At 46.2% G+C, this 15,526-nt stretch carries 16 protein-coding genes and 1 pseudogene; 14 read left to right on the forward strand and 3 right to left on the reverse strand.

Annotated elements, in window-relative coordinates:
- Positions 1 to 95: 95 nt before the first annotated feature.
- The gene (locus ABTV53_RS11735) at positions 96 to 440 is read left to right on the forward strand and encodes a hypothetical protein (RefSeq protein ID WP_215075235.1); all 345 of its coding nucleotides are present in this window, start codon (positions 96 to 98) and stop codon (positions 438 to 440) included.
- A gap of 172 nt (positions 441 to 612) precedes the next feature.
- On the opposite strand, the gene ABTV53_RS11740 is transcribed toward ABTV53_RS11735, so the two are convergent.
- The 3 genes and pseudogenes from ABTV53_RS11740 to ABTV53_RS11750 all read right to left on the reverse strand — a co-directional run bounded on the left by ABTV53_RS11740 (position 613) and on the right by ABTV53_RS11750 (position 3,881).
- Complete coding sequence (locus tag ABTV53_RS11740) at positions 613 to 2,268, reverse strand: MGH1-like glycoside hydrolase domain-containing protein (protein ID WP_433753088.1); 1,656 nt, start codon at positions 2,266 to 2,268, stop codon at positions 613 to 615.
- Between the two features lie 30 nt (positions 2,269 to 2,298).
- Positions 2,299 to 2,484 (reverse strand): annotated as a pseudogene (locus ABTV53_RS11745) (ABC transporter substrate-binding protein); the annotation flags it as partial.
- A gap of 107 nt (positions 2,485 to 2,591) precedes the next feature.
- Complete coding sequence (locus ABTV53_RS11750; protein ID WP_433753090.1) at positions 2,592 to 3,881, reverse strand: Gfo/Idh/MocA family oxidoreductase; 1,290 nt, start codon at positions 3,879 to 3,881, stop codon at positions 2,592 to 2,594.
- A 127-nt stretch (positions 3,882 to 4,008) separates the two neighbouring features.
- Here ABTV53_RS11750 and ABTV53_RS11755 point away from each other — a divergent pair, with 127 nt between their 5' ends.
- The 13 genes from ABTV53_RS11755 (at position 4,009) to ABTV53_RS11815 (ending at position 15,485) form a co-directional block, all read left to right on the forward strand.
- Positions 4,009 to 4,911 (forward strand): AraC family transcriptional regulator, encoded by a 903-nt coding sequence (locus tag ABTV53_RS11755; RefSeq protein ID WP_221824981.1) that lies wholly within the window; start codon positions 4,009 to 4,011, stop codon positions 4,909 to 4,911.
- The gene (locus tag ABTV53_RS11760) at positions 4,908 to 5,354 is read left to right on the forward strand and encodes a RidA family protein (protein WP_433753092.1); all 447 of its coding nucleotides are present in this window, start codon (positions 4,908 to 4,910) and stop codon (positions 5,352 to 5,354) included. The genes ABTV53_RS11755 and ABTV53_RS11760 overlap by 4 nt, the downstream gene beginning before the upstream one ends.
- Before the next feature lie 8 nt (positions 5,355 to 5,362).
- Entirely contained in the window at positions 5,363 to 5,953 is a 591-nt protein-coding gene (locus ABTV53_RS11765) for a GNAT family N-acetyltransferase (protein ID WP_433753094.1), read from the forward strand.
- Between the two features lie 13 nt (positions 5,954 to 5,966).
- The gene (locus tag ABTV53_RS11770) at positions 5,967 to 6,824 is read left to right on the forward strand and encodes an aminoglycoside phosphotransferase family protein (protein WP_433753096.1); all 858 of its coding nucleotides are present in this window, start codon (positions 5,967 to 5,969) and stop codon (positions 6,822 to 6,824) included.
- A 76-nt stretch (positions 6,825 to 6,900) separates the two neighbouring features.
- Positions 6,901 to 8,091: an IS701 family transposase gene (locus tag ABTV53_RS11775; RefSeq protein WP_433749661.1), complete on the forward strand. Its 1,191-nt coding sequence runs from the start codon at positions 6,901 to 6,903 to the stop codon at positions 8,089 to 8,091.
- 99 nt (positions 8,092 to 8,190) lie between these two features.
- Entirely contained in the window at positions 8,191 to 10,413 is a 2,223-nt protein-coding gene (locus tag ABTV53_RS11780) for a class I SAM-dependent methyltransferase (RefSeq protein ID WP_433753097.1), read from the forward strand.
- Complete coding sequence (locus tag ABTV53_RS11785) at positions 10,410 to 10,988, forward strand: histidine phosphatase family protein (protein WP_433753098.1); 579 nt, start codon at positions 10,410 to 10,412, stop codon at positions 10,986 to 10,988. The genes ABTV53_RS11780 and ABTV53_RS11785 overlap by 4 nt, the downstream gene beginning before the upstream one ends.
- A 60-nt stretch (positions 10,989 to 11,048) precedes the next feature.
- Positions 11,049 to 11,408 carry a 3'-5' exonuclease gene (locus ABTV53_RS11790; protein ID WP_433753099.1) on the forward strand — a complete coding sequence of 120 codons (360 nt, stop codon included), beginning with the start codon at positions 11,049 to 11,051 and terminating at the stop codon, positions 11,406 to 11,408.
- Between the two features lie 29 nt (positions 11,409 to 11,437).
- Positions 11,438 to 11,710: a hypothetical protein gene (locus ABTV53_RS11795; RefSeq protein WP_433753101.1), complete on the forward strand. Its 273-nt coding sequence runs from the start codon at positions 11,438 to 11,440 to the stop codon at positions 11,708 to 11,710.
- A gap of 22 nt (positions 11,711 to 11,732) precedes the next feature.
- Positions 11,733 to 12,107 carry a hypothetical protein gene (locus ABTV53_RS11800; protein WP_433753102.1) on the forward strand — a complete coding sequence of 125 codons (375 nt, stop codon included), beginning with the start codon at positions 11,733 to 11,735 and terminating at the stop codon, positions 12,105 to 12,107.
- 185 nt (positions 12,108 to 12,292) lie between these two features.
- Positions 12,293 to 13,297 (forward strand): ABC transporter substrate-binding protein, encoded by a 1,005-nt coding sequence (locus tag ABTV53_RS11805; RefSeq protein WP_433753104.1) that lies wholly within the window; start codon positions 12,293 to 12,295, stop codon positions 13,295 to 13,297.
- Positions 13,298 to 13,510: 213 nt separating this feature from the next.
- A complete protein-coding gene (locus ABTV53_RS11810) occupies positions 13,511 to 15,064 on the forward strand; it encodes a helix-turn-helix domain-containing protein (protein WP_433754162.1) in 1,554 nt (517 codons plus the stop codon).
- Between the two features lie 40 nt (positions 15,065 to 15,104).
- Positions 15,105 to 15,485 carry a VOC family protein gene (locus tag ABTV53_RS11815; protein ID WP_083657439.1) on the forward strand — a complete coding sequence of 127 codons (381 nt, stop codon included), beginning with the start codon at positions 15,105 to 15,107 and terminating at the stop codon, positions 15,483 to 15,485.
- The last annotated feature ends 41 nt before the right edge of the window (positions 15,486 to 15,526 follow it).

Here is a 15,526-nt window from a genome sequence, read left to right on the forward strand (position 1 = left end):
AGTATATGAAGGGACGGGGTAGGAAGGTGTACGTTTGATAGCCCATGTTCGTTACGGCTAACGGGGTTTCATTTTATAATAGAGGAGTGATTCACATGATCGTAGAGATGTATAAAGACCTCATTCAGGATGAGCGTGGCAATTATTATCTGGCAGTACAGATGGATGGTAATGAGCTTACGCTTGTTAATGCATTCGTTGAAGCGGCATTCACGCCTGAACTGATCTACAATGAAGAGTTTCGTACCAAACATAAAGAGATGGAAGGCGGGTTTGTAGGCAAAATTGCGATGGACCTGTTAAGGCATGATGTGGTCATGGGGATGAAGCAAATCGACCGAAAACTGTTGAACCTGTCGGATGTGGAACAGCAGTTCACGGTAAATTATATTGATACGATTGAATTTTATCGTCACCCGGCGTGGAACCGGAAGGTGTAAGGTGAAACTCATCTCCTCTGTAACCAGAGAGAGAATGATTTCCCCAGTGGCAGTCAATTGCTATCTTGTGTCCTTATCAATAAGAAATAATAAAATGTAAATACGCAAAATGGAAAAGCGCAAGTGCAGGGGCAGTAAACCTCTGCAACTTGCGCTTTTTGTATACAAACAATTATCGATACGTAGGATGGATGATGCCAATATCGCGTTCAGTTTTCAAATTTCCATCGGCGTAACGCTGCATTTCATTTCCTTTGATCCGAATCGGGATGCACTCTCCTTGATAGTAAAGCTCCCCCTCGACGGTACGAACGGTCATTCCGATGACTGCCTCCAGATGCCCACTATGATCCGTCACCAGTCGAATCCCTGACGGGCCATCCAGATGAACCTTGCCTTCCAGATATACCGTCATGCGATCAGGCGTGTTGACCAATTCATATCCTACTCCCTTGACTTTTCGGCTATAAGCCGTGTTGCCAGACACGATCTCACCATGATCCATGTCGATGGGGAGCAGTCCGGTAAACCAGAGCTGATTCGATCCAACAGGCATAATTCCGCATAATCGCTCCACATAATCAAGGAGACAGAGGATGGAGGGGGAGTAAGTCTCGGTAAAACCTTGTTCTCCGGTCCACGGGCTTAGTACCTGACCAAATCGCTTATCTTTGGATAGAGCGGACAAGATAGGCTGCATTACCCAAGTCAGTTCTACATATCGATGATGGTACTCGAATGCGTGTGGCGCCCGAATCAGACTCAGAAAATTGGATGCCCCTCCCCAGCTGTTATAGGAGGAAAAGGGATCGAATCTGGGATCATCCATTGAAATCGATGTAAACGGGTATTTAGCGAAAAACTTGCTTGTATTCAACAGGTACCGACGTAGTAGGTTATCGAACAATTCACGGTCGCCCACCTCGCAGGCCATCACGCGAAGCAGTACATCAGATTGGACTCTGACCAATTCGTCATTGCGATCCCGATCATAGAAGAACATATCCTGTTCGTCGTAACAATAACGGAAGAGACTTTCCAGGCTGGACTCGGCTTTTGCTTTCCAATCCGTTCCCGATTCTCCCAGTTCTTCAGCCATGCGGGACAGATACATGCGCTGACAATAGATATTGGCGGTCAGATCCGGTGCCAGAAAAGGCAGAATCGGAGAATCCGGATGATAGGCAGAAGCATCATTCATATAAGGTGTATCCGGAACATGCCAGAATCGCGGGGATAAGTCATGTCCGGTGTCAAACGTACTGAAGGCCTCTACACAGCCAGTTCCTCGGGTATTACGGTTGTGGGCAATCCACTCATCGTAACGAACCATAGCCTTATACATCGTGTTCAGGAAAGGCGACTGCTTGCCATGATTGCTATGAAGCTGATAGTGGTTCCATACACTGCGTGCCAGCGGAGTGACCAACTGGATTTGCCGGAAAGAGGGCCCGTTTGCCGTGAGTTTATACGGGAGCAATCCATCTTCTCTTTGTTGCTTGGCAAATGCGAGGTACGTTGTTTCGGATACGGAAGGCAGCAGGCGAGACAGCAGCTCTGTATTGATGGTACCTGTACTCTCTAACCAACATCCGAGATAGATGCCACCTTCTTGTAAAATAGGATCGTTGTCTCCCATGGGCAGGATACAAGCAAGCAAATTCTCCACCGCTGCATAATACGTAGCTTCCAGTTGTCCGCCCGATGCCACAAACCGGATACCCGACGCATGCCATTCTTGTAATAACTGCTGGTCTTCCGGTTTAACTGGCTGAACTTGATCCATTATTGAAATGTTGCGCAGCCGATTTAATATCTCTTCTGTCATATGTTCCTCCTCACAGTGTCTGGTTTCTGGTTATTGATTCGATTCAAAGATTCGAACGGTCCCGTTATAGAAGTCGGAGACAGCTTGCTCCACACTTTTTCGTCCAAATCCGATCTCTTGATTTGTCGTCTGAGCTAACTTGGAGAACTCTGCAAATCCAGGAGGGTTGTAACTCACGTCAAAAGGTTCAGTTTTCGTAGCTTCTGAGACAAGGTTTTTACCGAGTCAACTTGCGTGCAGATTAATTATAGAAATATAAAAAAAGACTGCGTACATGCGCAGCCTTTAAATGAAATTAATAATGTAGTGCAGACCCGGGAGACTTAGAAACGAACCAGATTATTGACGTTGACAGGCAAGCCTGTGGCAATGGCACGATTGGCCGCAATCCCAGTCAGAATGGATCTGGCACCGTCCACGTGGTTAGCAGCACGATGGAACGGATCTTCTACAGGCTCTCCAAACAGATCATTCAGCAGAACCGGGTCACCTCCGCCATGTCCACCTGCTTTCTCTTCCACCTCAATCTCATATGGCGCATCAAACATTGGAAGAACCCGCAACGTTTTACCGATCAAAGCACCTTCCTTGCTCTTGTCACCCAATGAATTGACATAGGATTGCTCCACAATGTTCATTTCAATCCGGCCTTTGGTGCCGTTAATGGCAATGCGGTAACCTTCCCATGGCTGGTAGGCAACGAGGGAGTAGGTCAGAATGGCTTTGTTCCGATACTTCACAAGAACACCCATTGTATCCTCAATGTTGATGCCGTCCCCAAATACGCTTTGATCGCGCTGGTAACCATCTTCCGATTCGGCATCCAGATACATGGACTTCATATGTGCGTCTGAATCCAAATGCAGTGCAAAAGGGTCATCCTTTGCGATCGGGTTGCCGGTTGCCCGGTTGTAGAATTGCGTTACACCGCGTTCTTCTGCGTTTTCTCTGCCGTAATACATCAGATCACCAAATGCAAACACGGTATCCGGTTGCGAGCCAATCCAGAAATTCACCAAATCGAAGTGGTGGGTAGATTTGTGCACAAGCAGTCCGCCGCTATTACGCTTGTCCCGATGCCAACGGCGGAAATAATCTGCCCCGTGGCGGGTATTCAGTAGCCATTCAAAGTGAACGGAAGTGACTTTCCCGATGGTATCATTCAGAATAAGTTCCCGAATCTTAGTATGGTGCGGTGCATAACGGTAGTTAAAGGTGACCCTTACATTCTGGCCAGTTCGCTTGACAGCATCCAGAATATCCTGACATTTCTCCTCATCGATCGTCATTGGTTTCTCGGTGACAACGTCACAACCCAGTTCCATCGCGCGAATGATGTACTTGTGATGGGTACGGTCAACGCTCGTAACGATGACATAGTCAGGCTTCTCGTTCTCAATCATCTGATCAAACTGATCTGCAGGATAAGTAGGTACCTCGGGATAATTGTACTTTTCCTTCAACAGTTGATTCGCGTAATTCATACGGACTTGATTTATATCACAAAAGCCGACAAGCTCGGAAGTATCCCTGTAATCCCGGGTTAAAGCACCATAAAAAAATTCGGCGCGGCCGCCGGTTCCAACTAATACATAACGTTTCTTGTTACTCATGTCTATCGCCTCCTTGAATATAGCTCTAGACTATAACAAGGGAGTACTTCTTTCGCCGCATTTTATGCGTAACCGCTTTCAAATGCCGCATATTTTGCTATAATTTATGGAAAGGAGAGAGGGAGACATGACAGAACCTTTTCGTGCGGATTTTCATGATCCTACGGATTTGCTGCACATCGAATATGATCGTCGCATTGGATATTTCTCGATGACGGATGACCATCTGCATGATCATTATGAGTTGTATTACCTGTTGTCTGGCGAGCGTATTTATTTCATTAAGGACCGAACCTATCGGGTAAAGGCTGGCGATCTGGTGTTTGTTGACCGAAATACGGTTCACAAGACATTGGAGAGCGGCATGCCTGACCATGAGCGGATGGTGCTGTATATGAAGCCTGAGCTTTTTGAAGCCATAGCTATTTCCGCGGAGTTAGTTGAAGGCTTGAAGGAACCCTTTTGCTGGGAGATTCCTATTGTAAGGTTTCCATCTCAAGTCACTGAGGTTCTGGAACGGATGGTTAGCGAAATGGTGGATGAAATGCTTCGTCCTCAACCTGGAAGCAACCTGTTGCTTCGTCACCGGGCTATTGAATTGTTGCTGCATGCCTATCGTAATCAACACCTGGGCAGGTTAAGCTCCGATGATCGTGAGCCGGTTCTTCACCCCAAGACACAGGCAGTTGTACGTCACCTGAATGAGAACTATCAGAAACCACTGACATTACCGGAGGTGGCGAGCATGTTTCGCATTAGTCCGCATTATCTGAGTCGATTGTTCAAACAAACGACGGGCTTTACCTTCAGTGATTATCTGAATCTGTTACGGGTGAAGGAAGCACAGCGTTTGCTGCGAGAAAGTGAAGAATCCATTACAGACATCGCCTGGCTTGCGGGATTCAGTAACTTCTCTCATTTTGGCAAGATGTTCAAGCGTACCGTTCAGGTATCACCAAGAGTCTATAGGCAGGAATACAATGAATCGGGTTCCGTGAGGACCTTAAAAGAGGGAGAGAATGTACGATGATTGAAGCGAGATTAAATGAACTGGGGATTATTTTACCACAGGCCAGCGCCCCCGCAGCGAAATATGCCAATGCCGTTATTGTGAATGGAATCATGTATGTATCCGGGAAAGGGCCTGATACCTCCGAACGCGGTAAAGTTGGAGCAGACTTCACAACAGAACAGGGATATGAATTTGCCCGGAACGCTGGACTGGAGGTACTCGCTGTCGTTCGAGACGTGCTGGGTTCACTGGATCGGGTGAAGAGAGTGGTTAAAGTGCAGGGGTTTATCAATGCGTCCGCTTCGTATCAGGAGCATCATAAAGTGCTGAATGGATTCTCGGATCTGATGATGGAGGTATTTGGGGATCAGGGGGTACACGCTCGTTCCGTATTCGGTGCAGTGTCCGTAAGGGATAATTTGCCGCTGATCATTGATTCCATATTTCAGGTAGAGGAGTAAGTATAACGATGACCGAATCGTCTTCATTAAATCCGATCATGTTAACGATTCCCGAGAGCTTCCACACGGAACGCCTCACAATTCGAGCACCACAGTGGGGGGATGGCGCAGCCGTTAATGAAGCGGTCCGTGAGAGTGCGGAGCAGCTGCGGTTGTGGTTACCTTTTGCCGAGAAAATCCCTTCATTGGAAGAGTCTGAAGTGACTGTTCGCAAAGCAAGGCTGAAATATCTGGAACGTACCGACATGATGTTACATTTGCGTGATAGACATACGGATGATTTCGTAGGTAGCAGCGGGCTACATCGTATTGACTGGAATGCACGCTGTTTTGAGATCGGTTACTGGATTCGATCATCGCGAACTGGTGAGGGTTTGATGACAGAAGCGGTAAAAGGCATTGAGCAATTTGCCATTACTCATCTGGAGGCGAACCGGCTGGAGATCCGCTGTGATGCCCGCAATGTGCGAAGTGCCAAAGTAGCCAAACGAGCGGGTTATACGCTGGAAGGTATATTGCGCAAGATGCGGCGTGACAGTACAGGTACGCTGGTCGATTGTATGGTTTTCTCCAAAGTCAGAGGCAGTGAGTTTGGGTAAAGGGAGGACAGGTATGGAGCGAATCGGTCAGGGAAGAACTGCGGAAATCTATGCGTATGCGAACGACCTCATTATGAAGTTATATCGAATGGATTTTCCACTCGAAGCCGTTCAGAATGAATTTAGAATAAGTGAGTTGGCATTCAAAAAAGGACTCCCCGTCCCACAGGCAGTATCCTTAATAGAATATACTACGTCGCGTGCTGGCATTGTTTTTGAGCGAATCCAGGGGATTACCCTGTTATCACTTATCATTCAGCAACCGGAGTTACTAGAGCAGCTGGCGTTTAAAATGGCTGACTGCCATTACAGACTTCATTACGAGCGAGATGATGAAGGGACACTTCCCTTACAGAAGCAGATTTTATCGGGAGCGATTCGCAATGTTCGATTATTGTCGGAGGACGATCAAGCGCAAGTCCTTTCTTACTTAACAACATTGCCTGATCAAAAGCAGATCTGTCATGGCGATTTTCACCCTGATAATGTTATGCTCAGTGAGGCTGGCGATCAATACTGGGTCATTGATTGGATGACTGGAATGTCCGGTGATCCTGCGGGTGATGTGGCTCGAAGCTGGGTAATATTAATGAGTGCCACATTGCCGGAAGATACAGATCCTGCTATACGAATGGGGTTTGAAACGGCTCGTGAATCGCTGGTCAAATATTACATCCATCATTATATGCAACTTTCCGGGATTACACGTGTAGCAATAGAGTCCTGGATGCTGCCAGTTGCCGCCGCGCGTCTTGACGAGGATCTGCCTGCTCAAGAGGTGGAACAGCTGCTCAAGTTTGTTCAGGAACGAATTCGTCTGTTAGATGAATCTAACTATATTACTGTACTTGCTCAAAATCAGTTCCAATAAATAGAAAAAGAGACAAACTTGACTCTCTGCGTAAAATAGAAGTACCACCAAATACCCTACGCAGGAGAGAAAAGACATGTCTCATACGTATACTTTATCACAATCAAATCCTTGGAACAATCGGTTAGACGAGTGGAAACTTCCGCTCTATTTCTCCAAGCCTGCTCTTCACCACATCAAACACTTCGTGGATGGCATGCTTTCGACTGGTTTTACAGGTACGTTAACGGATATTCATCGCGAAAGCTTGCAAGAGCGAGATCGCCGAACCCTGAGCCATTTCTTAACTCATGGGAACTGGGACAGCTCGTACCTCAAACGCATCGTTCAACGTGTCGCTTTTCAGCAGATTAAAGCGTGTGCTCAGCGTGATCACAGTCCCATTTTCGTGATTCTGGATGATACCGTGTGTGAAAAAACCAAGCCTTCGTCACAGGCTACCCACACGATTCAAGGCGCTTCGTTTCAGCATTCTCATCTCAAGGGGCGGCATGTTTACGGGCATGCTGTGGTTCAAACGCTACTCCGCTCGGGTGAGCAGGTGTTTCCTTTTGCTTCAGAACGTTACGATCCGCAAGGGAAAAGTAAAATCGATCTGGCTTGTGATCTGATTCAGGCCGTTCCGATGTCTTCCTACCGAACCTACGTCCTGATGGATTCTTGGTATCCGTCGGCTTCCGTGCTTCAAACGAGTGCGGAGCGTGGATTTCACGTCATTAGTGGTTTAAAAACCAACCGTATCTTCTATCCGCAAGGCATCCGACAATCGCTCAAAAGCTTTGCTTCCTACATCTCGAAAACGGATACCGATCTGGTGACCATCGGCTCTTCCGATTACCGGGTATATCGCTATGAAGGCAAGCTCAATGTCGTAGAGAACGCCGCTTTGCTCCTCTGTTGGAAAGATGGAGAAGGCTTTGATCCCAAGCAAATGAAAGCCTTTTTAAGTACGGATGTTTCCCTAAGTAATGAAGAAATTCTGAGCTATTACAGCAAACGTTGGGCGATTGAAACGTATTTTCGGACAGCGAAGGTTAGGCTGGCTATGGATCGTTACCAGGTTCGATCGACTCAGGCGATTGACCGTTACTTGGCCCTGCTCCTGTTTGCCGCGCTATGCTGCAGTTATGGTAGCCATGGAAGCTTGATTGATGGGCTACATCGCTACCACATTCAGAAAAAGCATGACATGATTGAGTATATTTACAACCAAACCCAAAGCGGAGCTACATTAGACCAAATTAAAACGCGCCTCATAGTGGCATAAGGATACTGTCAGGCTTTTTAACTTACAAATATTTGAAGCGATTATTGGCAAGTACAGTATATTATATAAAAAGGGTAGAGAAAGAGAGGGGACATATTCATGCTGCATTCATTAAAGGCCATACAATCATACAAGTCAGGTAATACGCAGGAAGCCCAGCAGCAATGGCTGCAACTGCTGGCAGCAGCAGAGAAGCCCCATATTAACCTCGAACGCATTCATTCCATTGCCGAACTTGAGGGAACAAATCCGGTGCTGGACTACACCGAGCGTACACTTCACGTGCTGGAGGAGCTTCAGGTTTCTTTTTGGGTGCGGGAAATTCTGGAGGACGTATTAATCTGGTCAGAGACGGCGAAGGCCGGATCATTGGAGCAGCGGCGGGTATGGCAAAAGCAGGGCGTTAACCTATTTGTACACAATGTGGGGTCCGCTCAGTTATATGATCTATACGCAGGGGCAGACCACCTGGATAATGGCATCGGTAAGACTAAGGAGACGAGTATAAATCAACCTGGATCTCCGGGTGCTACCCAAAGTAAGAGTCCAGATATAAGCGAGCATACTGCGCTGACTTCACACACACCAAGGCATGAGATTATACGTACTCTGATTGCTACACATGGACTTATTGGTCAATACATACGCGGCGAGATTCCATTTGCCGAGAATGCTTCGCTTCACGCCTTGATCGTCAAAGGATGGCTTAGTACAGATGAACTGCACACTATACTGATGGCATTAAATGAGTGCATTATTGCAGGGGTTGATCTAGCGTTATGGAATCAGGTTCAGGCTGAGGTACAGCGAATTGTAGGCTGGATTATCGCTGGACCGGATCATGAAGACTGGAGCGTGAAGGAACGGTTATCCCGCTTAAGAAGTTCATCCATTCGGCAAGGAGAAGCTATGGATACGGCTTATGCCCAGCTCCAAACGGAACTGGCTATAGAACAGGCGCTGGCTCCGCTGGCTCATCGCACATTATGGTATGTGGAGTCGGCTATGCAGGATTTTTCGTTGCAGGAGATGGTGAAAGTGTTCCTGTTGACGCTTCGCAGTGAGAGCATGCATCCCACATCTATGGAGAGTCGATCTGAAATCGTTCGCCATATCAGCTTCGAACCATTGATGAATACGATGTATTACGATTACAAGGGCGTCAAGAAGCTTAATATTTACAAGAAACGAATGATTGAAAAATATTTGGAACAGTATGCATGGGAACAGATTACGGCAGGAGAGCAGATTGTTTATCCTCATCTAACACATCGCATTGAGCGTCATGCGGATCTGCCGGATACACTGTTTGTGACCTTTGAATTTTCTCCAGCAGCGGAGAAGCTGATTGCATTCTGTATTGAAGCAGAAAAGTCACCGTTATACGAGAAGGCTGTACTGCTGTTATTTGACCTGTTCGGATTACGCCGGGATGCGTATGATCGTTTCCACAACGAAGAGACGTATTTGTCCGATATGAACAGCTCCGGTGATTATAAAAAAGTACTGCTTGACTATATCGTTGGTAAACGGGTACTGGATATCGGTCCAGGTGGAGGAATTCTGCTGGATCTGATTGAGCAGGAAAAACCGGAAGTGGAGCCGATTGGTATCGATATCTCAGCCAATGTCATTGAAGCGCTGGAGCGCAAAAAACAGCGTGAGGGACATCGCTGGCAAGTGATGAAAGGCGATGCCCTGCAACTGGAGCAATATGTGCAGCCGGGCACAGTGGATACGGTTATTTTTTCATCCATTCTGCATGAATTATATTCATATATTGAACTGGAGGGTCGAAGATTTAATTCCGATACGGTTGTAGCAGCGCTGAGAAGTTCATTCCGTGTGCTGTCACCTGGAGGAAGAATTCTGATTCGGGATGGGATCATGAGTGAACCGGAGGCAGAGAAGCGCCGGATTCGTTTCCTGGAAGCGGATGGGATGCGCTGGCTGGAGCGGTATGCAGAGGATTTTAAGGGACGTGCAATTCAATATGAGCGGATCTCAGACGATGAGGTCGTATTGCCGATTAACGATGCGATGGAATTTCTTTACACGTATACGTGGGGTGAAGAGGCATACGTGCATGAAATTCAGGAGCAGTTCGGTATATTCACGCCGACAGCCTATGAGAACTGTATTCGAGAAGCGCTGGGTGAACAAGCCGAAATTATTACTCTCCGACATTTCCTTCAAGAGGGGTACACGGAAGCACTTGGAGAACGAATGATCTTCATGAAGGAAAATGGTGAATCTGCGCCTTTGCCAGACAGTACCTGCCTGATTGTCATTGAGAAGAAAAAAGGGTTGGCGGATGGATGATGAGTGAGGCCAGTACGTTTTTGTATTTTGTCAGACATGCGGAGTCTCGGTATGTTGAAGGACAGGAACGCGAGCGTGGACTGACAGAGCAAGGTCATCTAGATGCGGGAACGGTTGCCAATCTGCTCCATGGGGAGCAGATTCAACGGTTCTATTCTAGCCCTTACAGGCGAGCGGTAGATACGATTCAGATTCTGGCAGATCGGTCAGGTGGAATTGTGGTGACAGAGGAAGATTTGCGGGAACGCCAGTTGTCGAGTTCAGAAGTGAAGCATGATAATTTTCGTGAAGCCAAGCAGCGGTTGTACCGTGATCCTACGTATGCGTATCCAGGTGGGGAGTATGGTGAACAGGCTCGCTCAAGGGCAGTAGCGGTGATCGAGCAGATTCTGAGTAAACATGCGGGTCAGAAGGTAGTCATCGGAACCCATGGAGATGTCATGACTCTTATTTTACAACACTATGATTCTTCCTACGGGTATGACTTTTGGGAGAGTACTACGATGCCGGATATTTTTAAATTGCAGTTTGATGGAACGCGCAAGTTGGTCCAGGTCACCCGATTGTGGGAGTGACAGAGTTATATATGAGAAATACATTTGCCAGAATGATAGTGGGGAGGAGTGAGTTGGCGGATGAAAATTACGCTGTTGCCTGATACATACTTTATTGAAAATCTAAGCGTATCTTCATTACAGGATAGAATGTACTGCATATTTGATCTCGAAGGTACAGGCATTAATCCTGTGGTGGAGAATGTGACACAATTTGGTGCGATGCATTACCAAAGAGGACAACAATGCAAGACAACATTTTCATCACTTGCACGTGCGAACAAACCTATACCAGAAGCTGTGGCGAAATTAACAGGAATTTCGAATGAGGAAATGTTGGAGGCTCCGTCGTTCGTAGAAGCATTTCAGGAATTTCAGAAATTTATTGGTGATATCGTTCTTGTGACACAAGCTGGATATGAGTATGACATACCATCTTGAAGCGGCATTGTGATGAGTATGGGCTTCCGATGTTGACCAACCCGGTGCTCGATACAAAAGCGATGTTCACCTACATTCATCCTGAAATTAACGAGGTCGTTTCTACAGATTTTCTGATTCGGTATTACGATCTGAATACAGATGGAATTCACAGGCACAATGCTTTGGCAGATTGTGGTGTGATCGCTGGTATCTTTGAAAGTATCCTTAGCGAATATGAGGAACTTCAATTGGATCATTTTACAGCCGATCCAAAGCAGATGATGAAACGTTTCGTTATACCAGAGATGTATCTGACTTGACGAGGAACTGGAGGAGAGATCAATGAGCAAAACGGATGTGGAGAAACTACTGTTGGATCTTAAAGAGGGACGGATTCTGACCCAGCAGACATTCGAAGGATTGGATGTGGAAATTTACTTGGATGAAAGGGATGTCTCTGCATTTGCTGACGAGTGGATGCAAGCTTTTGAACGATGGGCTCAAGATACCGCGGTAGCTGAAGAAGAGGTGCTGCGCGCATGCAGGGAACAGGCGTTCAAACAGACCTTGGCTCTCACCGGCGAACCTGAGTTAGCGGGGTATGTAAGTGATGATATGGGTTTAATTGGTGCTGCACTGTTACAGGGTACGGCGAACGATTCCTTTGTGGATCAACTGTTGGAAAGTTATCGTCAAGGCAGGTTGCCCCTGCGATAAGTGGGGGAGGACCAACAGGGTTGTTTTCGTTTGTATAAAAAAACAGCATCAAATGTACATTGTGGGTCAGCTGAGGCATAAGGTACAATTCACCTAAGCAATAGATGAGAATGATAATCATTATATATTATGTGTATAACATTCTCACGGTTACATCAACAGATCATATAGGGGTGAAGGGTAACATGGTAGGTTTAGTTAAAGGTTTCAAAGGGTGGGCGATTACATTACTGCTCATGGGTCTGGTTATTTCAGGATGTAGTACAAATACCGCTACGAATGCGGAACAGACTCCTGCAACTGAAACTGAAAGTGCAGCCGCTGGAGAAAATACTACTGAAACCGAGACAGAGCCTGCTACACGGGTTGTACAGGATGAATTTGGAGATGTGACGATTCCGGTTCAACCACAGCGGATTGCTGGAATATATGTAGAAGATTATCTGAAGGCGCTCGATATTAACCCTGTAGTGCAGTGGTATAATCCGATGTGGGGTGTACAGGATTATTTAGGACTGGATGTTCCTCAATTTGATACTACAGGGAGTATTGAAGCTTTGTTGGAATATGATCCGGATCTCATCATTGTAGATGGTGGGGTAGATATGGAGAAATATGAGATGTACTCCAAGGTGGCACCGACGTATCGTCTGCCTGAGAGCGTACTGCAGGATTCGAACCAAATTTTGAAAACCATTGCCGATGTTGTAGGTAAACCGGACAAGGGTGAAGAAGTTGCTGCGGCATTTGAGGCCAAGATTGCAGATGCTAAGGCGAAGCTGCAGGAAGCGGTTGGAGACGAGACGGTCGCAGTTGTCCGGCTGAATGTTAACGATGACACACTGGCTTTGTTCGGTGTGAAGAATCGATTTACCGGATTTATTTATTCCGAGCTTGGTCTAACACCTCATCCTCTGGTTAGCAAGATGGAAGAATACCAGGAAATTCTGTCTGAGGAGGCCGTGCCGCAACTTGATGCAGATCATCTTATTGTTTTCCCTTCCAATGGTGAATGGTCTTCTCCTGAGAACAAGGAAGCCTTGAAGGTACTTGACAGCAAATTGTGGAAATCTCTTCCGGCCGTTAAGAACAATCAGGTATATATAATGGAAAGATCACATTGGCAATCAGGTGCGATTACAGCGAATTCCATGAAAATTGATGATCTCTTGGAAAAAATGACTCCATAAGTGTAATCTCATAAAGAAAGTTCTTCAGCCAGGGTTGAAGAGCTTTCTTTTTTCGTATACACTATTTTAAATGATAATAATTCTCAGTTAAGGACGATGAACATGTGCCACACCATAATACAACTGATTCCCAAGCCCTGGCTATGCTCACTTCAGCATATGGAATACGTAGATCACCATCAATCTCATATCGATAAACGTTTGTTATACAGGATGTCGTCTTCACACGCTATATTTGTTGTAACGTCTGGGAAGGGTTCAATAGTTTGCTCAGATCGGGAATCTCATCTGGAAAAAGGAATGATTATGTTTGTTCCGGCTGGAACATCCGTTAAAATAGAAGGTTCGCCTTGGACAGAAAGTGAATTGCAGTATTATAAGCTTGATCTTATGGTGGCTGAGTTGAAAAGAGAGACTTCAAACGCTTTGTCTAGAAGAAACACGGAGAAGCAGCAGGAACTTTCCCAAAGTCCAGATTCTCCGACATTATTACCTCTTATGCAACTCAGTTACAGTCCGTGGAGTTCCTGTCTGGAAGCCTTGGAACAAATACTGCGTCAACAGGTCACTGGCGATTGGCTGGAGCAATGGGAGGTACAGCTTCGTTTTCAGGAGTGGTTTCGTGCCTTGCTTCGCCATAGTGCCCCCGAAACAGAAGTACCCGATGATCGTGCCCGTCTTCAAAGTTCAATTCGTTATATTGGCGACCACTATGATCAGACCATAACCGTGGATGAGCTCGCAGCAGATATTGGTCTTACCAGAGCCAGCTACACTCGGCAATTCAAAAAGATTACAGGCAAACTTCCGCTTGAATATGTAAATGCGGTTCGGCTTGAACGCTCGAAGCAACTATTGCAGCTGACGGATGATCGCATCCATGAAATTGCACTGAATGTGGGATTTAGCAGCGAGTATTATTTTGGTCGCCGGTTCAAGCAATATGCTGGTATTTCACCTGGGTTATACCGCCGTCATCACCGTCAAGAGGTACGTGTCTTTGCTCCTTACCTGGAGGACTTTGTGTTGGCTCTTGGCGTAAAACCTGTACTGCAATGCTCCCATCATTCTTGGGGCAGACAGCATTATTTGGGATTGGATGATGTACCCGAATTTGATGTAAGCCAGCAGGATGCTCAATTTAATGTGGGCAACGTACCTGACTTTATCATGCTGGACAAGGGATTTGATCGATGGAATCTGGACCGCTTCGAACAGGTAGCACCTACGTTTTACGTAGAACATCTGGGAGAAGATTGGCGCTCCATTCTGAGATCGACAGCTGATGTGTTGGGGAAGGTGAATCGGGTTCAAGATGTAATTGGTGCGTATGAGGACAAGGCAATGGAAGGTAAGAGTCGGTTATCACGTTATATGCGTGGTCAGACGGTAGCTTTTTTACGCATATCTGCTTCGGATATTACTCTTTATGGGGATCAGCAGGGCTACGTCGGACCTGTAATTTATCAGGATCTTGGACTGACTCCACACTCCCGTGTGCAGCAATGGACAAGACACGAGCGAAGGATTTTCATTGGATTGGACCAGTTAAGTCAGCTTCATGCGGATCACTTATTGATTACATTTGACACTGGAAATTCTGCTAAACTTGGAGATGAGCGCGAACTGCTGGACAGAGAAGAGTGGAAACGTCTGCCTGCGGTGAAGAGTGGCAATGTGTATGAGGTGGATTTCATGTCGTGGATGAACTACGGTGTGATCTCTCATGGGAAGAAAATCGACGATATACTGCGGTATATGGGCTAAATGATGCAATATCTGAGATATGTGTTGATTTGTAGTAGCGATGGCTGTCATTAGCGTTCCGTCAGTATGTTCACTGAAACCACCAGTTCCTATAAGCATAACTTCCTGTAGTAGAGTTTCTGGCTATGCTCCTTATCCAGACTATCCGCTTCCTGAAGAAGCCAAAAATTTAGTTATGCTCTTAAGACTTAATATTGATGGAAGCAATGTAATGTTCTCTGATGTTTTTCAAGGTTCGCCATTTATTGCTGGAAATAATATAAGCCTTTCCTTAGTTAATGCTGACATGGATGGAATTAAAGCTGCATTCGATAAACTTAAAGTAGGCGGCACTGTAGTCATGGAGCTTCAAGAAACCTTTTGGTCCAAATTATACGGTGGCTTAACAGATAAATTCGGGATTACTTGGCAGTTTAGTTAAGATGATGGTTCCACGCACATGTAATTTTAAATATACACGGA

This window comes from Paenibacillus amylolyticus (assembly GCF_050990605.1).
GTDB lineage: Bacteria > Bacillota > Bacilli > Paenibacillales > Paenibacillaceae > Paenibacillus > Paenibacillus amylolyticus_H.